The 21,547-nt window shown below is 57.6% G+C and carries 21 protein-coding genes; 16 read left to right on the top strand and 5 right to left on the bottom strand.

Features of this window, described 5'->3' with window-relative positions:
* Positions 1-30: 30 nt before the first annotated feature.
* Entirely contained in the window at positions 31-1,269 is a 1,239-nt protein-coding gene (locus tag GFB49_RS09160) for an adenylate/guanylate cyclase domain-containing protein (protein ID WP_153215643.1), read from the bottom strand.
* Positions 1,270-1,750: 481 nt separating this feature from the next.
* Here GFB49_RS09160 and GFB49_RS09155 point away from each other — a divergent pair, with 481 nt between their 5' ends.
* The 9 genes from GFB49_RS09155 to GFB49_RS09115 all read left to right on the top strand — a co-directional run bounded on the left by GFB49_RS09155 (position 1,751) and on the right by GFB49_RS09115 (position 11,540).
* A complete protein-coding gene (locus GFB49_RS09155; RefSeq protein WP_153215549.1) occupies positions 1,751-3,052 on the top strand; it encodes an extracellular solute-binding protein in 1,302 nt (433 codons plus the stop codon).
* Positions 3,053-3,130: 78 nt separating this feature from the next.
* Complete coding sequence (locus GFB49_RS09150; protein WP_153215548.1) at positions 3,131-4,012, top strand: ABC transporter permease subunit; 882 nt, start codon at positions 3,131-3,133, stop codon at positions 4,010-4,012.
* A gap of 11 nt (positions 4,013-4,023) precedes the next feature.
* Positions 4,024-4,920 carry an ABC transporter permease subunit gene (locus tag GFB49_RS09145; protein WP_153215547.1) on the top strand — a complete coding sequence of 299 codons (897 nt, stop codon included), beginning with the start codon at positions 4,024-4,026 and terminating at the stop codon, positions 4,918-4,920.
* Between the two features lie 12 nt (positions 4,921-4,932).
* Complete coding sequence (locus tag GFB49_RS09140) at positions 4,933-6,012, top strand: sn-glycerol-3-phosphate import ATP-binding protein UgpC (RefSeq protein ID WP_153215546.1); 1,080 nt, start codon at positions 4,933-4,935, stop codon at positions 6,010-6,012.
* Between the two features lie 7 nt (positions 6,013-6,019).
* A complete protein-coding gene (locus tag GFB49_RS09135; protein WP_153215545.1) occupies positions 6,020-6,895 on the top strand; it encodes a glycerophosphodiester phosphodiesterase family protein in 876 nt (291 codons plus the stop codon).
* A gap of 15 nt (positions 6,896-6,910) precedes the next feature.
* On the top strand, positions 6,911-7,807 hold the full coding sequence (locus GFB49_RS09130) for an HAD-IIA family hydrolase (protein ID WP_246149655.1): 897 nt from the start codon (positions 6,911-6,913) through the stop codon (positions 7,805-7,807).
* Between the two features lie 33 nt (positions 7,808-7,840).
* On the top strand, positions 7,841-8,587 hold the full coding sequence (locus GFB49_RS09125) for a DeoR/GlpR family DNA-binding transcription regulator (protein WP_153215543.1): 747 nt from the start codon (positions 7,841-7,843) through the stop codon (positions 8,585-8,587).
* A 115-nt stretch (positions 8,588-8,702) separates the two neighbouring features.
* Positions 8,703-10,268 carry a sulfatase-like hydrolase/transferase gene (locus tag GFB49_RS09120; protein WP_153215542.1) on the top strand — a complete coding sequence of 522 codons (1,566 nt, stop codon included), beginning with the start codon at positions 8,703-8,705 and terminating at the stop codon, positions 10,266-10,268.
* Positions 10,269-10,277: 9 nt separating this feature from the next.
* Positions 10,278-11,540 carry a glycerate kinase type-2 family protein gene (locus GFB49_RS09115; protein WP_153215541.1) on the top strand — a complete coding sequence of 421 codons (1,263 nt, stop codon included), beginning with the start codon at positions 10,278-10,280 and terminating at the stop codon, positions 11,538-11,540.
* 8 nt (positions 11,541-11,548) lie between these two features.
* Here GFB49_RS09115 and hpaR read toward each other — a convergent pair whose 3' ends face one another.
* On the bottom strand, positions 11,549-11,998 hold the full coding sequence (gene hpaR / locus GFB49_RS09110) for a homoprotocatechuate degradation operon regulator HpaR (protein ID WP_153215540.1): 450 nt from the start codon (positions 11,996-11,998) through the stop codon (positions 11,549-11,551).
* Positions 11,999-12,297: 299 nt separating this feature from the next.
* On the opposite strand from hpaR, the gene GFB49_RS09105 reads away from it, so the two are divergent.
* From GFB49_RS09105 to GFB49_RS09085, 5 genes are all read left to right on the top strand, one after another.
* Positions 12,298-13,473: a substrate-binding domain-containing protein gene (locus tag GFB49_RS09105; RefSeq protein WP_153215539.1), complete on the top strand. Its 1,176-nt coding sequence runs from the start codon at positions 12,298-12,300 to the stop codon at positions 13,471-13,473.
* A 111-nt stretch (positions 13,474-13,584) separates the two neighbouring features.
* Entirely contained in the window at positions 13,585-14,361 is a 777-nt protein-coding gene (locus GFB49_RS09100) for an ABC transporter ATP-binding protein (RefSeq protein ID WP_153215538.1), read from the top strand.
* Positions 14,351-15,076 carry an ABC transporter ATP-binding protein gene (locus tag GFB49_RS09095; RefSeq protein WP_153215537.1) on the top strand — a complete coding sequence of 242 codons (726 nt, stop codon included), beginning with the start codon at positions 14,351-14,353 and terminating at the stop codon, positions 15,074-15,076. The genes GFB49_RS09100 and GFB49_RS09095 overlap by 11 nt, the downstream gene beginning before the upstream one ends.
* 36 nt (positions 15,077-15,112) lie before the next feature.
* Positions 15,113-16,144, top strand: a complete 1,032-nt coding sequence (locus GFB49_RS09090) for a branched-chain amino acid ABC transporter permease (protein ID WP_153215536.1) — start codon at positions 15,113-15,115, stop codon at positions 16,142-16,144.
* Positions 16,141-17,208: a branched-chain amino acid ABC transporter permease gene (locus GFB49_RS09085; protein WP_153215535.1), complete on the top strand. Its 1,068-nt coding sequence runs from the start codon at positions 16,141-16,143 to the stop codon at positions 17,206-17,208. The genes GFB49_RS09090 and GFB49_RS09085 overlap by 4 nt, the downstream gene beginning before the upstream one ends.
* A 122-nt stretch (positions 17,209-17,330) precedes the next feature.
* Here GFB49_RS09085 and GFB49_RS09080 read toward each other — a convergent pair whose 3' ends face one another.
* On the bottom strand, positions 17,331-17,687 hold the full coding sequence (locus GFB49_RS09080; RefSeq protein ID WP_194269299.1) for a hypothetical protein: 357 nt from the start codon (positions 17,685-17,687) through the stop codon (positions 17,331-17,333).
* 148 nt (positions 17,688-17,835) lie between these two features.
* On the bottom strand, positions 17,836-18,858 hold the full coding sequence (locus tag GFB49_RS09075) for an aspartate-semialdehyde dehydrogenase (RefSeq protein ID WP_153215534.1): 1,023 nt from the start codon (positions 18,856-18,858) through the stop codon (positions 17,836-17,838).
* A gap of 285 nt (positions 18,859-19,143) precedes the next feature.
* Here GFB49_RS09075 and GFB49_RS09070 point away from each other — a divergent pair, with 285 nt between their 5' ends.
* Entirely contained in the window at positions 19,144-20,283 is a 1,140-nt protein-coding gene (locus tag GFB49_RS09070; protein ID WP_153215533.1) for a DUF3095 domain-containing protein, read from the top strand.
* Positions 20,284-20,320: 37 nt separating this feature from the next.
* Here the strand turns inward: GFB49_RS09070 and GFB49_RS09065 are convergent, their stop codons facing one another.
* On the bottom strand, positions 20,321-20,971 hold the full coding sequence (locus tag GFB49_RS09065; RefSeq protein WP_153215532.1) for a carbonic anhydrase: 651 nt from the start codon (positions 20,969-20,971) through the stop codon (positions 20,321-20,323).
* A gap of 156 nt (positions 20,972-21,127) precedes the next feature.
* Between GFB49_RS09065 and GFB49_RS09060 the strand changes: the two genes are divergently transcribed.
* Positions 21,128-21,508, top strand: coding sequence for a hypothetical protein (locus GFB49_RS09060; protein WP_343032528.1), 381 nt, complete (start codon positions 21,128-21,130; stop codon positions 21,506-21,508).
* Positions 21,509-21,547: the final 39 nt, after the last annotated feature.

Here is a 21,547-nt window from a genome sequence, read left to right as displayed (position 1 = left end):
GCCGCGAAACCTGTGCGTTTCTTGCGCAGGTCAGGACGGGCTGTAGATGGTGAACAGCTCGATCGGCTCCGACACGCCCCGCAGCATATAACGCCCAAGCGAGACCAGATCGTGGCTGGCCTCCCCAGCCACCTGCTGCACGTTTTCCGAGACGATGATGTTCCGCCCGACCGAGACATGCATATCCGAGATCCGCGCTGCCAGATTGACCGACGGGCCAATCACGGTGAAATCCAGCCGGTTCTCAGCACCGATATTGCCATAAAGAAGCGGCCCCGCATGCAGAGCCAGTGTGAAATCCGTCACCGTCAGCCCCTGCGCTTCTCGCTCTAAGTTACGGGTGCGCACGGCGCGATCCAGATCCTTGGCAGCTTCCAGCGCCGCCACCGCATCCGCTTCGAGGTCGCCCAGATCAAAGATCGCAAGGATCCCGTCCCCCATGAACTTGAGAATATTGCCACCCTTGGACTGAATTGCGGCCACAGCCAGACCAAAATAGTCGTTCAGCATCTCGATCAGCTCGGCCCCGGGGATCTGCTCAGCCAGGCTGGTGAAGCCGCGCAGGTCAAACAGGCAAATGACCGCGTTGATCTCACGCGATGAGCCGCGTTGGATTTCGCCCGACAAGACCCGCCGCCCGGCATCACGACCCAGATAGACTTTGAGCAGATCACTTGCCATGCGCCGATTGGCAGAGGATTTCAGCGCCAGCCCCAGATGCGGCAGTGAGGCGCGAATGGCGTCCAGATGGTTGGGATCGAACCCTTTGGGATCATTGGTCGACCAGCTCAGCAACACACCTTCGGAACCTGCGTTGCTTTCAATTGAAAAATCCTCGTCGGTAAACTTTAGGCCGGCCGCAACGTAATCCGTCACGCCGCGCTCTTTGAGGCTGACCAGAAGTGGGAATTCCTGATAATCCGTTTGGCTGCGCAAATCGAACCGGATCTCGCTCAGACCTTGTTCGACCATGGCGAACAAGGGGCTTTGTAGCCAATCTTCGGACGGGGTCTCGCGGTATTCAAATACCTGCGAGGTGACGCCTTCGTCGGCCATCCAGTTAAAACCGATGTTGCCGAACTTGGGGTGAAACGCACGTTGTCCCAGGAAGAAGCGCCACAAAGGCACGCCCAGCGCAACCATTTGATCACAATAGCCCTGCAGGATGTCTTCTTGGCTGGCACCCTTCAGGCCGCGGTCAACCAGCCAAGTGACCAAATCATGCACCTGCGTGCAGGGGGTCGGTTTTGCTCCAATTCCCACAGCCATAGCCACCTTCTGTTTAACGTTAAACGACACCAGAATTACCTGGGTCTGCACTGGGGCGTCCTTGTGTCACATTCGGGTGGTTCCCACAATGTTTGCCCGCTTGGGATCACGGTGTCGTTAACACAGACTGCGGCCGTTAAAATGAACATTTCAGAGGCCGATATGTCCAGAAATGGTTCACTTGAACAATTTAGACTGAAATAAAATGACCTTGAAAGCATCGAAGCGCCTCTTGGCATGGCCATGCAACTGTCACAAAACTTTCAATAATCAATGACATTGCTGCTAAATCTCTGTTTTCATACTCAATTCCAACTGCGATCCGTCGCAGTGTAAAAAATGTCCGTGTGAACTTCTTTTGGTTTCACATGAACGTCACAGAATCTCCTTATGCGCCGCAATAGAGGTGGCGTGTCCACCCGAACCACTGTCACAGGGGACCGCTGCGGCTTGCTGCCCAGATTGGTCGAAGGAGATAGAAATGAACCTGAAGTCCGTATTGACGGCCTCCGTCTTTGCTTTCGCCGGTACCGCAGCATTTGCTGACAAGACCGAAATCGAATTCTGGCACGCCATGGGCGGTCGCCTGGGTGAAGTTGTGAACGAAATCGCGACCGACTTTAACGCCTCCCAGGAAGACTACACCCTGGTGCCTGTTTACAAGGGTAACTACGAAGAGACCCTGACTGCCGGTATCGCCGCGTTCCGCGCAGGCGAACAGCCCGACATCATCCAGGTGTTTGACGCCGGTGCCGCAACCATCATCGGTGCAAAAGGCGCTGTTGTTGCAGCTCAAGACCTGCTGACCGAAAACGGTGTTGCGTTTGATGCAAACGACTACATCTCTGGCGTTCGCAACTTCTATGCTGACTCCGAAGGCAAGATGATCGGCATGCCGTTCAACTCGTCCACTCCGATCCTGTACTTCAACGAAGACGCCATGAAAAAAGCCGGCGTTTCCGCACCGAAGACCTGGGAAGAGTTCCAGTCTGTGACCGCGCCTGCACTGAAAGAAGCCGGCTACGTTCCTATGGCACAATCGCACCTGCCTTGGATCTTCACCGAGAACTTCATGTCCCGCCACAACCTGCCATTTGCGTCTAACGACAATGGCTATGGCGACGGCGAGACCAAGATCCTGGTCAACAACGACGCAATCAAAGCCCACTTCACCGCGCTGAAGGGTTGGGTTGATGACGGTCTGTTCGGCTATTATGGTGCCGGCTGGGGTGACAACCAGAAGCCGTTCGAGCAAGGCGAAGTTGCAATGTGGCTGGGTTCTTCTGGCTCCTTTGGCGGCCTGTCCAAAACTGTTGAGTTCCCATTCTCTGCCACCTACCTGCCTTATTGGGACGGTGTAAACGCAGAGCCGACCAACACCTTCATCGGTGGCGCAGCTCTGTTTGCGATGGCAGGCAAGTCTGAAGAAGAAAACAAAGCAACTGCTGAATTCTTCAAGTTCCTGACCTCGGCTGAGACCCAGTACTACTGGCACAAAGAGACCGGTTACGTTCCGATCACCAACGCAGCCTACGACCTGGCCAAGAAAGACGGTCACTATGACCGCGCGCCTGCGGCTGAAGTTGGCATCAAGCAGCTGACCCTGCCTGCCGGTGAGAACACCAAAGGTTACCGCATGGGCTTCTATGTTCAGGTGCGTGACGTAATGAACCGCGAGTACGGCAAGATCCTGTCTGGCGAAGCTTCTGTAGAAGACGCGTTCCAGACCATCGAAGACGAAGCCAACAAACTGCTGGCACGTTTCGCAAAAACTCAGGGCTAATTTAAGCCCCACCCCCACGCGGCGGGCCAGAAATGGTCCGCCGTCTTTTTTTCGCATTGCTTTTGCTGGGAGCCGAGAATGAAAAGAGTGCAATTCTCCCGACCGCTGTTTCCATACCTTTTGTTGGTGCCACAGCTGTCCATCATCCTGTTATTCTTTTACTGGCCCGCGGCCGAAGCAATCCGGTCCTCATTCTACCTGGAAGACCCGTTTGGTTTTGGCTCCACCTTTGTGGGACTGGACAATTACCGCGACGTGATCTCGGGCTCTGAATATGGGTCGATCGCCCAGTTCACGCTGGTTTTCACCGTTTTGGTGGCGTTCTTCTCCTTGTCGCTGGCGCTGTTGTTGGCGGTGAAGGCCGACACCATCATTCGCGGGGCCAAATCCTATCGTGTCTTTTTGATGTGGGTCTATGCCGTTGCCCCGCCGGTTGCGGGATTGATGGGCATCCTGTTGTTCGACCAAAGCCTGGGCCCGCTGACGCATCTGGCGGAATTCATTGGCTGGGAGCTGCGCATTGGCGTGAACTATTGGGATACAGCCACCGCGATAATCGTGATCTCGGTCTGGAAGCAGATCCCGATCAACTTCATCTTTTTCCTGGCGGGTCTGCAATCGATCCCCCGCAGCGTGCGCGAGGCGGCGATTATTGATGATCCCTCCCCTGCCAGCCGGTTCTTTACCATCACCTTCCCGCTGTTGGCACCAACCGCGTTTTTCCTGCTGATCATCAACATCACCTATGCGCTGTTTGACACCTTTGGCATCATCGACATCGTCCTGAAAGGCGAGCCCGGCAACAACCCGATCACCCTGGTTTACAAGGTGTTCCTAGACGGGTTCCGCGGCAATGATCTGGGCGGATCCTCGGCCCAGTCCGTGATCCTGATGGTGCTGGTGCTGGCCCTAACCGTATTCCAGTTCCGCTTTATGGAACGCCGCGTCCACTATAACTAAGGAGTGTCCCGATGACCGATGTACAGACCACAGCGGCACCCCAGACCGTGCGACGCAAGAAAACAATCAAATGGCGCAAGGTCGGTGATCATGCGATCCTGATTGCGGGCTCATTGCTGATGCTGGTGCCGGTGTTGATGGTGCTGACCACCTCAACTTTTGACAATGTCACCATCCACAAAGAGGGCATCCAGTTCTATTTCGGTGACCAGTTCGCGGAGAACTATCGCAAGGCGATGTTTGAAAAAGGCGGCTTTACCAAGACGGTGGATGGCGCGCGGATGCTGATGAACTCCCTGATCTTGGGCATTGGCTTTGCAGTGGGCAAGATCGTGATTTCGATGATGGCGGCCTATGCGATTGTCTATTTCCGCTTCCGGTTCGGCACCGTGGCGTTCTGGATGATCTTCACCACGCTGCTGCTGCCGTTGGAAGTGCGCATTCTGCCCTCATATGAGGTGGTGCAGTCTCTGGGCATGCTCAATACCTATCAAGGTCTGATCATCCCGTTGATCGCCTCGGCCACGGGCACCTTCTATTTCCGCCAGTTCTTCAAATCCGTTCCCGAAGAACTGCTGGAAGCCGCGCGGATTGATGGCGCGGGGCCATTCAAGTTCTTCATCGATATTCTGGTGCCGCTGAGCCAGACGATGATCGCGGCGATGTTTATCATCATGTTTGTCTTTGGCTGGAACCAATATCTGTGGCCGACGCTGATGACGACAGACGAAGGCATGTTCACCCTGGTGCGCGGGATCAAACAGATCATGCAGGTCTGGATCGGCGCCAATATCCCGGATTATGGCCTGGCCATGGCCTTGGCGATCATCGCCATGACACCGCCGGTTGCCATCGTAATTTTCTTCCAGAGCTGGTTCGTCAAGGGCCTGACGGAATCTGATAAGTAAGGAGCAACAGTCATGGCAAATGTCACCCTCGACACTGTTCGCAAGACGTATCCCAATGGCTACAAAGCCGTGCATGGCGCCGATTTCCAGATCCGCGATGGTGAGTTCATCGTGCTGGTTGGCCCCTCGGGCTGCGGGAAATCCACCCTGCTGCGGATGATTGCAGGCCTTGAAGATGTCACCGATGGCGAGATCCTGATCGACAATGCGGTTGTAAACGACGTGGACCCGGCGCGGCGCGATATTGCGATGGTGTTCCAGAACTATGCTTTGTATCCGCATATGAGCGTGCGCCAGAACATGGCCTATGGGTTGAAAAACCAGCGCATGAACAAGGCTGAGATCGCCTCCCGCATCGAAGAGGCGGCGCGCACCCTGCGGCTGGAAGACTATCTGGAACGCAAGCCCGGTCAGCTGTCCGGCGGTCAACGCCAGCGTGTGGCCATGGGGCGCGCGATTGTGCGCCATCCCAAGGTCTTCCTGTTTGACGAGCCGCTCTCGAACCTGGATGCCAAGCTGCGCACCCAGCTGCGGGCCGAGCTGAAAGCGCTGCACAAACGTCTGGGCGCAACCTTTGTCTATGTGACCCACGATCAGGTGGAAGCCATGAGCCTGGCGGACCGCATCATCATCATGAGCGCAGGCCAGGTGGAACAGATTGGCACGCCCATGGATCTGTATCTGCGCCCCGCATCGCGGTTTGTCGCGGATTTCATCGGAAGCCCGGCCATGAACATTGTCCATGGCGCTTTGGGCGAAGATCAGGCCAGCGTGACTTTGGCCGATGGCACCGCCCTGCCTTTGCCGATTGCATTGGAAACCGCCCCCGGCACCAAGGTGGATGTGGGCGTGCGACCAGAGCACCTGCATGCAGCCGACGCGACCAGCGCGCAATTCAACCTGACCGTTGATTTTGTCGAACAGCTGGGCGCGGACACGGTGATCCATGGCTATCAAAAAGGCGTTGAAAACCCGTTGGCGCTGCGTCTGACCGGGATTCACGCGCCCGAGGCTGGCACGGTCTTGACCCTTGGCAGCGATGCAGAACATCTTCATATCTTTGAAAGCGCCACAGGTCGGCGTTTGAATTGATGGTGTTATGAACAAACCTCTGATCTTTGGCCACCGCGGCACACCCGCAACCCTTCCTGAAAACACGATGGCAGGATTTACCTCTGCCATCGCGGCAGGAGCAGACGGGATTGAGCTGGATGTCTTCTTGACCCGCGACGGCATCCCAGTGGTCACCCACAATCCCCGTCTTTTGCCGGACACCACCAAAGGGCCGGATGGCCAGTGGCTGGACGAGGTTGGACCAGAGATTGCATCGCTTTCTCTGTCTGAACTGCAGGGGTTTGACGTGGGCGCATGCCGTCCCGGTGGCCCGCATGCGGAAAAGCATCTCAATCAGCAGGCCCAGGGGTTCACCCCGGTGCCCACATTGGACGACGTGTTGTCCATGGTCGCCAAAGCCCCGCGCCCTGTGCGGGTCCTGGTTGAGTTGAAACACACGCCAGACAGCGAAATTGCGCCCGAGGCTTTTGTTGCGGCAGCGGCCGAGGTCGTGTCACGTCATGATCTGATGGCACAAAGCGCGGTTCATGCCTTCAACTGGCAAATCTTGCGTGCGGCGGCCAAACTGGCCCCCGACTGGGCGCGGTCGCATCTCAGCTGCAGCCGGGCGTCTTACCCCGATGGCTCGCTTTATGACGGGTCGCCCTGGCTGGATGGGCTGTCCCATGATCCGGACGTCATGCTGCCGCAGCTTGCCGAACGTGGTGCCCGCAATTGGAGCCCTTTTTACAAGGATCTGACACCCGAGGCGCTGGCGCTGGCGCAGTCCTTGGAGATGACAGTGATGACCTGGACCGTGAACGGTGACGCGACCATCCAATCGGAATTGGCGCGCGGTGTTGATGGCATTGTAACCGACGCGCCCGCCACAGCCGTGGCCCTGCGTGACAAGGTGGATTGAGCCATGTGTTCCGCAATGACCCCAGATCAGGCCTTTGACCGATACGAGGCGATCCGCCCCCGTCTGCCCGGCGGGCATCCTGCGGGTACGCCCCAGGGACACGGCAGCCGGATTGCCGATCTGGGGGCGTTGACGGATCAGTTTGATGCTTTTGTCTTTGATGCCTATGGGGTTTTGAACGTGGGCGACCGGCCCATTCCCGGCGCCAGCATGCGCATTGCGGCCCTGCGTGCCGCTGGCAAACGGGTGCAGGTGCTGACCAATGCGGCCAGCTTTACCCGCCCGCAGACATTGGAAAAATTCCAGAAGCTGGGATTTGACTTTACCGCGGATGAGATCGTTTCAAGCCGGGAGGTCTGCGAAGATCACCTGCCCAAAGGGCGCACCTGGGGCGTTATGGCACCGCTGGGCTTTCACCCACAGGAACTGGCGGTCAAAGCCATCCAGCTGGGCGATGATGCCGCTGATTACGCCAAGGTTGCGGGCTTCCTGTTGCTGTCGAGCGCGGATTGGACGCCGCATCGTCAGGCGATGCTCTCGGCCAGCCTGGTGCAAGAGCCGCGCCCCATTGTGGTGGCCAATCCGGATCTGGTGGCCCCACGGGAGACCGGCCTGTCGCTGGAGCCCGGCTACTATGCCCAAGAGCTGCAGGACAAGCTGGGATTTGCCGCCGACTTCCACGGCAAACCTTTCCCTTCGGTCTATGATGAGGTGGAGCGGCGGCTGGACGGCATCCCAAAAGACCGTATCGCAATGGTTGGCGATACGCTTCACACAGACATTCTGGGGGCGCAATCGCGTGGCTGGTCCAGCGTTCTGGTGACAGACCACGGGCTGTTTGCCGGTCTGGATATCACCCCCTTCATTGAGAAAAGCGGTATTGTACCGGATTGGATCACCCCTTCGATCTAGCCCCGCGATCTGCATTGGCTTAGAAAACACGGTATGAGTGAGTTAAACGACAGGCAACGCGAGATTGTTGAACGCTTGCGCGTCTCGGATCAGCAGTCGATCAATGATCTGGCCGAGCAATACGGGGTTGCAACGCAGACCATCCGCCGTGACATCAATGCGCTATGTGATCAGGGGCTTGCGCGGCGTGTGCATGGCGGTGTGGCGCCACCTGCCAACCCGGTGAACCTGAACTTTCGCGCACGCTCCATCCTGAACGAAGAACCCAAACGCGCCATTGCCGCCGCGGCCGCCGCGATGATCCCGCCGGGGTCTACGGTTTTGCTGGGGATCGGCACCACCGTGCAATACACCGCCGAAGCCTTGATCCAGACCCCGGACATCACCCTGGTGACCAACAATCTGGAAGTGGCCAGTTTGATGCATGGGGTGGAACATTCCGACATCCATGTGGTTGGCGGCCAGCTGCGGTCCGAGGACCGCGATCTGGTGGGGCCTGGCACATTGGAGGGCTATCGCCGGTTTGTTGCGGATTTTGGCATCATCAGCTGCGGCGCTTTGGATCCCGATCACGGGGTTCTGGATTACAAACAATTCGACGCCGACGTCAGCAATACGATCCGCGCGGCCTCTCGCCAGACCTTGTTGTTGGCGGATGTCAGCAAATGGAAGGGCCAGGCCAGCCACCGGGTCTGCGGCTTTGATGCGCTGGATCTGGTGATCACCAACGCCCTGCCCGCGGGGCAGGATTGGACCGGAGGCGAGATCAGATTTGTCTGAGGGGTCGGCAGGGTTTCAGCCCAAAGCCCAAACCCCTATCCTTTTGGAAAACAACAGGTTCACCTGATCTCAAAAACATGCATAGCTGAGGACAAACCCCAACTTCGGAGTCGATATGTCCCGTCCTCGCAATGTGCTGCTTGTCCTGATCGACCAATTGCGGGCCGATGCCGTCTTTGGGGCCATGGCCAAACATGTCGACCTGCCAAACCTGCGCGCGTTTCAACAAGAGGCGGTCAGTTTCACGCGGAACTTTACGGTGGTGAACCCCTGCGGGCCGTCGCGGGCCTCGATCCTGACGGGGCAATATGCGATGAACCACCGCGCGGTGCGCAATGGCACGCCGCTGCGCCACGACACGCCCACGGTTGCCTCGGAAATGCGCAAGGCCGGGTATTTGCCGATGCTCTTTGGCTATACCGACACCTCTAACGATCCGCGCGTTCACCACCCCAAGGATCCACGGGTGCAAAGCTATGAATACCACATGGCGGATTTCCACGAGATGCTGGAGATGCGGCTTGAGGAATCTTTTCCCTGGCGGGCGCATCTGCGCAAAGAGGGCTATCACTTTGACCGCTATTGGGACCTGTATCGCCCAGTTGCCCCAGACGGCGCAGCCCCAAAGCTCAACGATCCCGCGATCTATGCGGCCAAGGACAGCGACACCGCCTTTTTGACAGATCGGTTTCTGGATCTGATGCCCGGCTACCACGGTCAAAGTTGGTTTGCGCATCTGACCTATATTCGCCCGCATCCGCCGCTGGTCGCGCCTGCGCCCTATAACCGGATGTATGACCCTGACACGCTGCCTCTGCCCCAACGCCTGCCACGGCCTGAGGATGAGGCCGCGCTGCATCCATTCTTTGCCGCCCCCGGTGCCACAGCCGCCAGTTTCGTCGAAGGTTTTGACGATCTGGAACCAACGGATGAGAACATTCAGACCCTGCGCGCTGTCTATTTGGGGCTGGCGTCTGAGGTGGACCATCACATTGGCCGGGTGATCGACTATCTGAAAACCTCGGGCGAATATGACGACACGCTGGTGATCATCAGCGCAGATCACGGCGAAATGCTGGGGGACCGCCATGCCTGGGGCAAACATTCCGTCTTTGACGCGGCGTATCACACGCCGCTGATGATCCGCATGCCCGAGGCCGCAGCACAGGTCGGCACATCCGTGTCAGCGATCACCGAATCCATCGACCTGATGCCCACCATCCTGGACTGGGTTGGACAAGAGGTGCCCAATTCCGTGGATGGCCGGTCCCTGCTGCCTCTGCTCCATGGGGAGGCACCCGCGGATTGGCGCACGTTTTCCGTGTCTGAACTGGACTTTGCCGATCCGATCACACCGACGCCCCATCAGGCGGCGCTGGGAACCACGCCTGCCAATTCCTGCCTGACCATCCTGCGCGATGCCCGGTTCACGCTGGTGCAGTTTGCGGCGGACCTGCCGCCGTTGCTGTTTGATCATGCGCAAGACGGTGAAATGGTGAACCTAGCCCAAGATCCTGATTACCAAAGCGAAGTTTTACGACTGACACGGGCGATGCTGCAGCATAGACTGCAGAACCAAGATCACACGTTATCCTATGACATGATCACCAACGACGGGCCGCGCCGGGCATTGCGGCATGCGGCCGGGCAGCCCCGTGCAACGGGCGTGGACAACGCATAAGAGGCGCAGATGAAAGACGTTCAGGAAATCGCATTGCGGCTGTTTCAGGCGGGTGTTGACCGGGCCGATCCTGCGCGCGCCCTGCGCCAGCAGCTGATGCTGGAACCCTTGCCTGTGTTGCCCGACGGGGGGCGGTATCTTTTGGTCGCCTTGGGCAAGGCGGCCGTTCCCATGATGCGTGAAGCGCTGGCCCATGTGACCGAAGACTACGAGGCGCTGGTCGTTACCAACAGTGAAAACGCCAAAGAGGTTGAAGGCGCGCGCGTTTTGATCGGCAGCCATCCCGTGCCGGATCAAAGCAGCGCCGACGCCGGTCAAGCGATCCTGGATTTTGTGGGCCGCGCCGGGGCACAGGACCGGGTGATCGCCTTGATCTCGGGCGGTGGGTCGGCGCTGGCCGTGGCGCCCAGCGCGGGCATCAGCCTGGCGGACAAGGCGCAGGTCAACCAGCTGTTGCTGGGAGCAGGGATGGACATCAACCATATGAATCTGGTGCGTCAGCAATTGTCGGACCTGAAAGGCGGCGGCCTGTTGCGTCAGGCCGCGCCTGCGCCAGTTTATGCGTTTATGTTGTCGGATGTGATCGGCGATGATCTGCGCGCCATTGCGTCGGGACCCACTGTGGCGGCCATTGCCGACCGGGCCGCCGCGCGTGAGATGCTGGAGCAGTCGGATCTGTGGGAGGCGGTGCCCCAATCCGTGCGCGACCACCTGTCCCAACCCACGGGCAGCCGCAGGCGCCCCAGCGCCAAAAATACGCTGATCGGGTCAAACCGGCTCAGCCTGGATGCGGTGGCCGCGGCCGCCCAAAAGGACAACTGGCAAACGCAGGTGGTCTCATACGGGTTGGTTGGCGATGTGCGCGATGCGGCGCGTCAGGTGATCCAGGCCGCCCAATCCGCGCCAAGCCGCCAGCCCGTGGCGCTGTTGTGGGGTGGAGAAACCACGGTTCAGATCACCGGCTCTGGCCGGGGTGGGCGCAATCAGGAACTGGCCCTGAGGGTGGCCCAAGTGGGGGCGGATCTGTTGTCCGGCAATTGGCTATTTCTGTCCGCAGGTACCGATGGGCGCGACGGTCCAACCGATGCGGCCGGGGGTATTGTAAACGGTCAGACCTGGGCCGCGATCGCCAAAGTGGGATATGACCCACAAGCGTTGCTGGACAACAATGACAGCTACACCGCGCTGTCGGTGGCAAAATCCTTGGTCATCACCGGCGGTACGGGCACCAATGTGGCGGATATTCAGATCTTCTTGCGCCTGCCAGAGTGAGCAAGGGCTCAGCCTTTCTCCGGATCCTCGTTTTCCAAATACAGTTCGTTCAGCAGATCCAGCAGCAGGTCATAACGTTCTGCCCCCAGCTTGGACCGCGTGTCTTCTGTCAGTTCGAGAGCTGCATCAATATTTGCGGCGATCAATGCGCGCCCTTCGTCCGTGACGGAAATCAACTGACGTCTGCGATCTTGGGTATCGCGGGCCCGGGCGATAAAGCCTTTTTCTTCAAGCTTTTGCAGAATGCGGGTGAGGCTGGGCAGCAGAAGGCAGGAATGTTCTGCAATCTGTGTTGGATCAATGGCGCCATTCTCTTCGACCACCCGCAACACCCGCCATTGCTGCTCTGTCACGCCGCTTTCGCTGAGCAACAGGCGCACCGGCCCCATGACATGTTCGCGGGCGCGTAAAAGAGCGATGGGCAAAGAGCGGGATGTACGTGGCAAACGATGCGGCATGGTTAATTATCGCTCTGTTGCAGCCCAAAGGCAAACCAATTGCGGATCCTGTTCAAAGACAGCGCTCATCCGGAAGCATAGTGAAAAATCAGAAGCAGGTCCGTTTATTTCTAATTTTACAATACCTTACACAAAGCCATCCAATCAAGCTGCGGTTGATGCCTCCTGTCCCACTAAACCGTGCATGACTACGTATTTGCGCGGAATTGACCGTTATTTCTCACCAGCCTTAGCATAAATTGTAGGATAGTTATAACATTCAACCCTCAGGTGAGGGATCGTCATAGGGGGAGGACGACTTGAAGAATTCTATTCTGGCTGGCGTGTTTGGCGTATTTGCGCTCTCAACACAGGTCTCTGCTGAGATCAAAATTGCGCATATCTACGGAAAAACAGGTCCGTTTGAAGCCTATGCAAAACAATCGCATGACGGGCTGATGCTGGGCCTGGAATATGCAACCGGCGGCACCATGGAGGTTCTGGGCCAGCCGATTGTTGTGATTGAGAAAGACACGCAGTTAAAACCAGAAAACGGTCGCGCCCTGCTGGAAGAGGCCTATGGCGATGACGAGGTTGACCTTGCCATTGGCCCGGTCAGCTCTGGTGTGGCCCTGGCGATGCTGCCGGTGGCCGAGGAATATGAAAAGATCCTGATTGTCGAACCTGCGGTGGCGGATTCCATCACCGGGTCCAACTGGAACCGATATGTGTTTCGCACCTCCCGCAATTCCTCGCAGGATGCGGTGGCCAGCGCTGTCGCCCTGGCCGGGGAGAATGTGCATATCGCAACCCTGGCGCAGGACTATGCCTTTGGCCGCGACGGGATTTCCGCGTTTCGGGAAGCCCTGGCCAATCAGGGACACAGCATTGTCCATGAAGAATTTGTTCCCACGGATACAGCGGATTTCACCGCCGCCGCAGAACGGATTTTCAACGCTATGAAAGGTCTGGAGGGGGAGAAACGGCTGTTCATCCTGTGGGCCGGCAGCGGCAACCCCTGGGCCAAGATCAAAGCGATGAACCCTCAACGCTTTGGCATTGAATTTGCAGGCGTCGGCAACATCCTCGCCGCGCTGAAAGGGTTCCGCGATTTCAAAGGCATGGAAGGCGGCACCTACTATTACTACGAATTACCCGATAATCCGGTGAATGACTGGTTGGTTGAAACGCATTTCGAACGTTTTGACGGCCCTCCGGATTTCTTTACGGCAGGAGGCATGGCCGCCGGAATTGCTGCCGTTGAAGCAATCAGAAAAGCTGGCTCCACCGACAGCGAAGACCTGATTGAGTCAATGAAAGGTATGGAGTGGCAAAGTCCAAAGGGCATAATGAAGTTCCGCGCCCAAGATCACCAAGCCATGCAGTCGATGTATCACTTTAAGCTGGACGTCCAAGACGACGTTGAATGGGCCGTTCCCACATTGGTCCGAGAGCTTGCCATCGACGAGCTTCCTGTCCCGGTGCGCAACCAATAATTTGCGCATTGGTACGGGCCCAAAGATCCCACACCTTTGGGCCCGTATTTTTTATGGGCGATTTTTCAATTTGCCGGTGTCCCTGATCTAAGCTTTGGAGATATGAACCCCATGTCATCCACCTTGTTGCGCACGCAGGATCTGACGGCCCGCTTTGGCGGACATGTTGCTGTGGACGGCGTCAGCTGCGCCTTTGCCGCCGGAGCCTTGACCGCCATCATCGGTCCAAACGGCGCGGGCAAGACGACCTATTTCGATTTGATCTCCGGCCAGGTCAATGCCAGCACAGGGCGAGTGTTTCTGGGCGGTCGTGACATCAGCCGGATGCCGGTTGCCGCGCGGGCGCGGGCTGGGATTGGCCGGGCATTTCAGCTGACCAACCTGTTTCCCAACCTGTCCGTTATGGAAAACCTGCGGCTGGTGGCGCAATCAAAATCAAAACGCAGAGCCTGCATTTGGTCCATGGCCAGCCGCCATCGCACACTGATCGAGGCAGCAGAACAGGCGTTGGAGCAGGTTCAGCTGAAAGATCAACGTTTCCAGAAGATCTCGGAACTGTCGCATGGGGATCAGCGCAAGCTGGAGGTCGCGATGCTGATGACCCTGGATCCGCTGGTCTATATGTTTGATGAGCCAACAGCGGGCATGAGCATGGATGAAGCCCCCGTTGTGCTGGATCTGATTGCGGCACTGAAACAGCGGCGCGACCGGACAATTTTGCTCGTTGAGCACAAGATGGACGTCATCCGCGCGCTGGCCGATCGCATTATTGTCTTGAACAACGGCTGTCTGGCGGCAGATGGCGCCCCGGCTGAGGTGATGGAATCCGATATCGTGCAAGAGGCCTATATTGGCCGCGGATTGGAAGGGGCATTGAATGAGCTCTGAACCCATTCTGGAACTGGTCGGCGTCTCAACGGACATCGGGCAGTATCACATACTGCGCGGCGTCGATTTGAACGTGCCCGCCAATACCGTCACCATGTTGTTGGGTCGCAACGGCGCAGGCAAGACCACCACCCTGCGTTCAATCATGGGCCATTGGCGATGCCACGAGGGGCGGATCTTCTTTGACGGGGTCGATATCACCAAAATGCCCACCGCCGAGATTGCCCGCGCAGGCATTGGTTATGTGCCCGAACATATGGGCATTTTCTCGGATCTCACGGTGGAAGAGAACATGCGCCTGGCCGCCATTCAGGGGCCGATCGACAGCGCCCGACTGGATTGGATCTTTGGCGTTTTTCCCGCGCTCAAGACGTTCTGGCGTTCCGCAGCCGGCACCTTGTCCGGCGGGCAAAAACAGATGCTGTCCATCGCCCGTGCCATGATCGAAGAACGCAAGCTTTACCTGATTGACGAACCCACCAAAGGGTTGGCTCCGGCGATTGTCACCACAATGGCGCGGGCGCTGAATGATCTGAAACGGCAGGGGGCTGCGATCTTGTTGGTCGAACAGAACTTTGCCGTGGCCCAAGCTCTGGGGGATTACAGCGATGTCATGGATGACGGCCGCATCGTCTGGTCTGGCGCCATGTCCCGCCTGTCTGAAAACGCTGAACTGCAGCAGAAACTGATGGGATTGAGCCTTGCCGGATCGTAACGTCCCTCCTCCTTCCTGACCCAAAGGGCCATTTTTATGACCGCAGCGCCGGAACCTACCCCTACGATTGTCCGCCCCACCTCCTCGGAACAGATTGCGCCTTATACGCCGCTGGCCCTTGTGGTGCTGTTGATCTGCGTCGGCTATCTGGCGATCGGCATCCCGTCCAGCTGGCTGACGCTGACATTGTCGGGGCTGGCGATGGGCATGATGTATTTTATCATGGCCACCGGCCTGACGCTGGTCTTTGGTCTGATGGATGTGATCAACTTTGGCCATGGCGCCTTTATCTCATTGGGGGCATTTGTGGGCGTCACCGTGCTGCTGGAGCTTGGTGTGTTCTCCGAAAGCCCGACGCTGTGGCTCAACATCGCGGCGGTGCTGCTGTCGATTGCCGCTGCCATGGCGGTCTGTTCCATCGCGGGCTGGGGGTTTGAACGTCTGGTGGTGCGCCCGGTCTATGGCAGCCACCTGAACCAGATCCTTGTGACCATGGGCGGGCTGATTATTGCCGAACAGCTGATCATCGTGTTCTGGGGCCCAGAAGAGATCTATTTCACCCGACCTGAAATGCTCAAAGGTTCGGCCGATTTGTTTGGTGCCACAATCGAAAAGTTCCGCCTGTTGGTGGTGTCCCTGGGGCTGGGCATGTTTGCGATGATGCGCTGGATCCTGCGCCAGACCAAGATCGGCCTGATTGTGCGCGCCGGAGTTGAGGACCGCGAGATGGTGATGGCCCTGGGCTACCGGCTGCGGCTGGTGTTTATCGGCGTCTTTATCGCAGGCAGCGCGCTGGCTGGATTTGGCGGAGCCATTTGGGGCATGTACCAAGAGGTGATCACCGCCCATATGGGCAATCAGGCAATGGTGCTGGTCTTTATCGTGGTGATCATCGGCGGTCTTGGCTCGGTCGAAGGCTGTTTCCTCGGCGCGCTGATGGTGGGGCTGATGCAGAACTATGTGGGCTTTCTGGCTCCGAAATTCGCGCTGTTGTCCAATATCGGTCTGATGGTAGCGATCCTCATTTGGCGCCCGATGGGCATGATCCCGGTGGTAAAAGCAAAATGATCCGCGCGCTTCTGTCTGATGATCTGCCCCGCTCCCGCGTTCTAACCCTTGTGTTGCTGGGGATTGTGCTCTGTCTGGCCTTGGCCCCCTTTTTGTTTCCCGGCGTGCGCACGGTGGATACCGCTGCGCGGATCTGCATCTTTATCGTGCTGGTCGCCAGCTATGATCTCCTGATCGGCTTTACCGGCATCGTGAGCTTTGCCCATACGATGTTCTTTGGCTTTGGCGCCTATGGCGTCGCCTTTGGCCTGATCCATCTGGACCGCAGTTTCTGGGCCATGGGCCTGGGCGCGGCAGGCGGCGCGCTGACGGCAGCCTGTGTGGCCATTGTCATCGGCCTGTTTTCCCTGCGCGTGCGGGCGATCTTCTTTGCGATGATCACCCTGGCGGTGGCTTCGGCTGTGGCGGTGTTGTTCAGCCAGCTGTCGTCGATCACCGGGGGGGAGGACGGTTTGACCTTCAAACTGCCACGCGTTCTGGGGCCTGCGTTCAAATTTGGGACCGAAACCCTGGATGGGCGCCTGTTTGGCGTGCGGCTGAACGGCAAGCTCCTCGCCTATTACCTGGTATTCTTCAGCGCGGTGTTGCTGTTTCTGGGGCTGTTGCGACTGGTTAACTCGCCCTTTGGCCGGGTGCTCAAAGCCATCCGGGAAAATGAGTTCCGTGCCGAGGCCATCGGATATCCGGTGATCCAATACCGCGTTGCCGCCTCCTGCATCTCGGCCATAACCGCCGCCTGTGCCGGGGCGCTTTATGCCATCTGGCTGCGCTATGTGGGGCCGGAAACCACCCTCTCGATGGAGATCATGATCAACGTGCTCTTGATGGTGGTCATCGGTGGCATGGGCACGCTTTATGGTGCGATTGTGGGGGCTGCCGTCTTTGTGCTGGCCCAAAACTACCTGCGGAACCTGATGGGGGCGGCGGCCACCTTGATGCAGGACATACCGATCCTGCCGCAATTCCTCAGCGCCGATCGCTGGCTGTTATGGCTTGGCGTGCTCTTTGTCCTCAGCGTCTATTTCTTCCCCTCCGGAGTGGTGGGACGGTTGCGCCGGTCCTGACCTTCACCACAAAACGCAACAGCAGCCCGCCCTTTTGGGGCGGGCTGCTTTGCCCAACGGGGTTTATGGGGGCTTTGCCCCGATGAAACCGGGCGGGAGCGCGTCCTTAACCCCAAGATCTGTCATCCCACCGCACAGATCTCCCAATTGGCTTCCTGCAACCTCACGCCAAAAACGTGTTCCAATTGCCCAATCGGAAAGCCCAGATACCCGGTAGAGCAGATATCAACGCGGCTCAAACTGTCCACCAATCGCAGTCGGCCCTGCTCTACCCGGAGACTGAAACCCTTTGCTTTTAGGGCCAGACACAAATCGCTCCAACTTTGTGCCGCTTCAAACTCTGGCCGCAGTAAAATGCGCAACTGACTTGCCAATTCACTGTCCAGCCGCCGTCCCACACTGGCGCTGGCCCAGGGCGACTGAGCCATATTCAACTGCTCTTCATTCCGCGTGTTAGTGAACGATTTACAGATAAACATGACCGATCTCCCATGTGTCAAAGATTGAAGATGAGTCAAATTTGACAGATATCCCGGACCCCGCCCATTCCCGCAAAAGACGAGAGGGCACCTCTTCCGAAGCGCCCTCTATCCTTTTGGTTGTGTGTTCCTGGCTTTTCTCGCCAGATCAGCCCTTCTTCAGGACCTCGCGGCCCAGCAGTTCTGCGATCTGTACCGCATTCAGCGCCGCCCCTTTGCGCAGATTGTCGCTGACGCACCACAGGTTCAGGCCGTTTTCAACGGTTGGGTCCTGACGCAGGCGACTGATGAACGTGGCAAAGTCGCCAACGCATTCTTTGGGGGTGACATAGCCACCGTCTTCGCGCTTGTCGATCACCATGATGCCCGGTGCCTCGCGCAGGATGTCGCGCGCTTCATCTTCGTCCAGGAAATCTTCAAACTCGATGTTCACCGCCTCGGAATGGCCCACAAAGACCGGCACCCGCACACAGGTCGCAGTGACCTTGATCGAGGTGTCGATGATCTTCTTGGTCTCGGCAACCATCTTCCACTCTTCCTTGGTGGAGCCATCATCCAGGAACACATCGATATGCGGGATCACGTTGAACGCGATTTCCTTGGGGTAGACCTTCGGCGGCACATCCGAGGTGGGGTTATAGACCGCTTTGGTCTGGTCCCACAGCTCTTCCATGGCGGCCTTGCCCGACCCCGACACAGATTGATAGGTCGAAACCACGACGCGTTTGATCTTGGCGCGGTCATGCAGCGGCTTTAGCGCCACAACCATCTGCGCGGTCGAACAGTTCGGGTTGGCGATGATGTTCTTGTTCTTATAGTCGTGCACCGCCTGCGGGTTCACTTCCGGAACGATCAACGGGATCTGAGGATCATAACGGTACAGAGACGAGTTATCGATCACCACACAGCCCGCCGCAGCCGCTTTGGGCGCGTAATCCTTGGTCGCGGCAGAGCCCACGGCGAACAGCGCCATGTCCCAACCGGCAAAATCAAAAGTATCCAGATCCTGGGTCTTCAGGGTCGTTTCGCCAAATGTAACCTCAGTGCCCAAGGATTTGCGGCTCGCCAGAACTGCAATTTCTTCGACCGGAAACTGGCGCTCTGCCAGAATGTTCAGCATTTCGCGGCCCACGTTCCCAGTGGCGCCAACGACAACGACGCGATAACCCATTTTGTTTCTCCAGATGTATGTGGTCCCATGACCAGCGCTGCTGTCTTAAAAGGAATGCCCGGACAATTAAAGAGCGGCAGCCCATCCGCAGTCGGCAATGTAACACAATATTGTATCGTTTTCCGGGAATCGTACCAAACATTATGGCAATATCCCCCAAAGGGCTGATTGGGCCGCAACCAAGGGCGATTCTTTCTGGGACAATCGGCGTCCCTGCCCCATTGGCCATACAGCAAAGGCACGCTAAGTCTGTTTCTATCGGTTTGACATAGGTTCCCAGTTTCCATGGCGCAAACGACCAGCCACTTTTATGAGAATTTGTCCCGCGTGGATGACTTTGATCAACTGGCGCGGCCCAGCTGTTTTAAGCCTTTGCCGGAAAACTGGCTGATTTGTTGTACCGATATTGTCGACAGCCGTGGCCTTATTGCACAGGGGAAATATCGCACTGTGAATATGATTGCCGCCGCGGTGATCACGGCCATGCTGAACGCGCTGTCCCACCGTGCGTTTCCCTATGTTTTTGCAGGTGACGGCGCTTCCTTTGCGGTGCCGCGCGAATTTGAGCATCAGGCGCGGGAGACTTTGGCGCGCCTGCGGGCCTGGGTCGACCGGGAGTTTGCGATTTCATTACGGGCGGCCCTGATTCCCGTGAAATGGATCCGCGACGAAGGCTATGATGTCACCGTTGCCCGCTATGCTGTGGGCCCCGAAGCCGATTACGCCATGTTCAACGGCGGTGGTCTGGCCTGGGCTGAACAGCAGATGAAGCTTGGCGGATTCGAAGTCCCTCCGGCCAGCAACGCCGTGCCCCCTGATCTGACCGGTCTGTCGTGTCGCTGGAACAATATTCAATCCAAAAACGGCACCATCCTGTCACTATTGGTGCTGCCGCAGGATCACACACAGCACCGCGAATTTGCTGCCATTGCCGATGAGGTTCTGTCTTTGGCAGCCAAATTGGACCGCCACGGCCACCCGGTGCCAGAAGACGGCCCGGACCTAGCCCTGCCAGCCCGCGGTTTCCGCAACGAGGCACGGTTGACACGCCAGGGCAAGCCGACCCTTTGGGCCACCGCACAATTGATTGCGGTCAATATGCTGGTCTGGGGTGTTTTTGCGCTTGGCCTTAAACCGGGGGGGTTTGACCCGGTGCATTACCGGCGCATTCTGTCCCGCAATGCGGATTTTCGAAAGTTTGACGATGGGCTCAAGATGACGCTGGATTGCAGCCCCGAGATTCGCGACCAGCTGTTGACGCGCCTCAATCAGGCGCAGGCCGATGGTATTATCCGATTTGGTTATCATGAACAGGCATCCGCCGTGATGACCTGCATTGTTCCGTCAAGTTTTACGGATGATCACATCCATTTTGTGGATGGCGCGGCCGGTGGCTATGCCGAGGCCGCGCGCCATTTGGGTTGAGGTCATTCAGACCGCCCTAACCCTGCGGTCACACCGGTTAAACGGGCGCAAAACCACCGGATTTGGGATCATAGGCTTCCAGCCCGCCCTCACCGATATCCGTCCACAGCCCATGCAGGCTCAGCTGGCCGGCTTTGACCGCATCGTCGATAAAGGGGAAGGTCATCAGGTTCTCCAGTGACGCCACAACCGCCTGACGCTCGAACTGGCGGGCTTGTTCGACTTCATCATCAATATCCGCAACCCCAGCGAACTTGGGTTTCAAGATATCCATCCAGCGGCCAACAAAGCTGGTTTTCTCTTCCAGATGCGGGGCTTTGCCTTTGCACATGTCGATACAGCCCTGTACTCCGCCACATTGGGAATGGCCCAGCACGATCAAATGCGACACCTTCAGCGCGGTCACCGCATATTCCACCGCAGCCGAGGTGCCATGGTGGTCCCCATCGGGCGCAAAAGGCGGCACCAGATTGGCAATATTGCGGTGGATAAAGAACTCACCCTGATCGGCGCCAAAAATCGACGTGACATGTACCCGGCTGTCACAGCAGGAAATCACCATCGCACGGGGGCGCTGCCCCTCGGTTGCCAGGCGGCGATACCAGCCTTGGTTTTCATCATATGTGGTCGCTTTCCAACCATGGTAACGCGTGACCAGATAGCTCGGGAGAGGTTTGGCAAATTGCATGTTTACGGTCCCTGAGTTGACGCCTAGCGAGCGTGATACCCTGATTTGTTAGCAAATTCGAGATATTTCGAACCCCCGTAGAAACCTTTTGAAAACTGTTCGGGCGCAAATTGGCCTGTGTGCCGTGGGGGCACAAAAATTTTTGGGGTGAAAGTGGTGGCTAATATTCTCACTGTTGTGCACACAGAAACCGTGCGCCTGGATCCTGACAAACTGTCGGACCTTTATAACGAGCTCGGTGAACGCGGAGCCGAAGATGTGGTTTGCCGCGCGATCGAAGAGCTCGCCGTGCGGTTGACCCATTGTGAACGCCTGTGGCGGCACAATGATATGTCAAACTTAAGAAAAAGTTCGCGTTCCTTGATTGCGATCGCAGATCAGATCGGCATGACCGCCATGGCAAACATCGCACGCGATGTGACCTTGGCCATCGACGCCGAGGATCAGCCTGCAATTGCGGCGGTTCTGTTCCGTTTGATCCGTGTTGGCGAACGCTCGCTGACCGCGATTTGGGACCAGCATGATTTATCCGTCTAATCCTTTGATGATTTGGCATGTTTGTTCGCCACTTGGTTG

Source organism: Tritonibacter litoralis (genome assembly GCF_009496005.1).
In the GTDB taxonomy this organism is placed as follows: Bacteria; Pseudomonadota; Alphaproteobacteria; order Rhodobacterales; family Rhodobacteraceae; genus Epibacterium; species Epibacterium litoralis.
Note: the sequence above shows the minus strand (reverse complement) of the source record. Positions and strands in the feature narration are given on the sequence as shown.

Bases quoted from the DNA above. Each gene is read 5' to 3' on its own strand.
- GFB49_RS09160 (WP_153215643.1), bottom strand. From the start codon at position 1,269: ATGGCTGTGGGAATTGGAGCAAAACCGACCCCCTGCACGCAGGTGCAT.
- GFB49_RS09155 (WP_153215549.1), top strand. From the start codon at position 1,751: ATGAACCTGAAGTCCGTATTGACGGCCTCCGTCTTTGCTTTCGCCGGT.
- GFB49_RS09150 (WP_153215548.1), top strand. From the start codon at position 3,131: ATGAAAAGAGTGCAATTCTCCCGACCGCTGTTTCCATACCTTTTGTTG.
- GFB49_RS09145 (WP_153215547.1), top strand. From the start codon at position 4,024: ATGACCGATGTACAGACCACAGCGGCACCCCAGACCGTGCGACGCAAG.
- GFB49_RS09140 (WP_153215546.1), top strand. From the start codon at position 4,933: ATGGCAAATGTCACCCTCGACACTGTTCGCAAGACGTATCCCAATGGC.
- GFB49_RS09135 (WP_153215545.1), top strand. From the start codon at position 6,020: ATGAACAAACCTCTGATCTTTGGCCACCGCGGCACACCCGCAACCCTT.
- GFB49_RS09130 (WP_246149655.1), top strand. From the start codon at position 6,911: ATGACCCCAGATCAGGCCTTTGACCGATACGAGGCGATCCGCCCCCGT.
- GFB49_RS09125 (WP_153215543.1), top strand. From the start codon at position 7,841: ATGAGTGAGTTAAACGACAGGCAACGCGAGATTGTTGAACGCTTGCGC.
- GFB49_RS09120 (WP_153215542.1), top strand. From the start codon at position 8,703: ATGTCCCGTCCTCGCAATGTGCTGCTTGTCCTGATCGACCAATTGCGG.
- GFB49_RS09115 (WP_153215541.1), top strand. From the start codon at position 10,278: ATGAAAGACGTTCAGGAAATCGCATTGCGGCTGTTTCAGGCGGGTGTT.
- hpaR (WP_153215540.1), bottom strand. From the start codon at position 11,998: ATGCCGCATCGTTTGCCACGTACATCCCGCTCTTTGCCCATCGCTCTT.
- GFB49_RS09100 (WP_153215538.1), top strand. From the start codon at position 13,585: ATGTCATCCACCTTGTTGCGCACGCAGGATCTGACGGCCCGCTTTGGC.
- GFB49_RS09095 (WP_153215537.1), top strand. From the start codon at position 14,351: ATGAGCTCTGAACCCATTCTGGAACTGGTCGGCGTCTCAACGGACATC.
- GFB49_RS09090 (WP_153215536.1), top strand. From the start codon at position 15,113: ATGACCGCAGCGCCGGAACCTACCCCTACGATTGTCCGCCCCACCTCC.
- GFB49_RS09085 (WP_153215535.1), top strand. From the start codon at position 16,141: ATGATCCGCGCGCTTCTGTCTGATGATCTGCCCCGCTCCCGCGTTCTA.
- GFB49_RS09080 (WP_194269299.1), bottom strand. From the start codon at position 17,687: ATGTTTATCTGTAAATCGTTCACTAACACGCGGAATGAAGAGCAGTTG.
- GFB49_RS09075 (WP_153215534.1), bottom strand. From the start codon at position 18,858: ATGGGTTATCGCGTCGTTGTCGTTGGCGCCACTGGGAACGTGGGCCGC.
- GFB49_RS09070 (WP_153215533.1), top strand. From the start codon at position 19,144: ATGGCGCAAACGACCAGCCACTTTTATGAGAATTTGTCCCGCGTGGAT.
- GFB49_RS09065 (WP_153215532.1), bottom strand. From the start codon at position 20,971: ATGCAATTTGCCAAACCTCTCCCGAGCTATCTGGTCACGCGTTACCAT.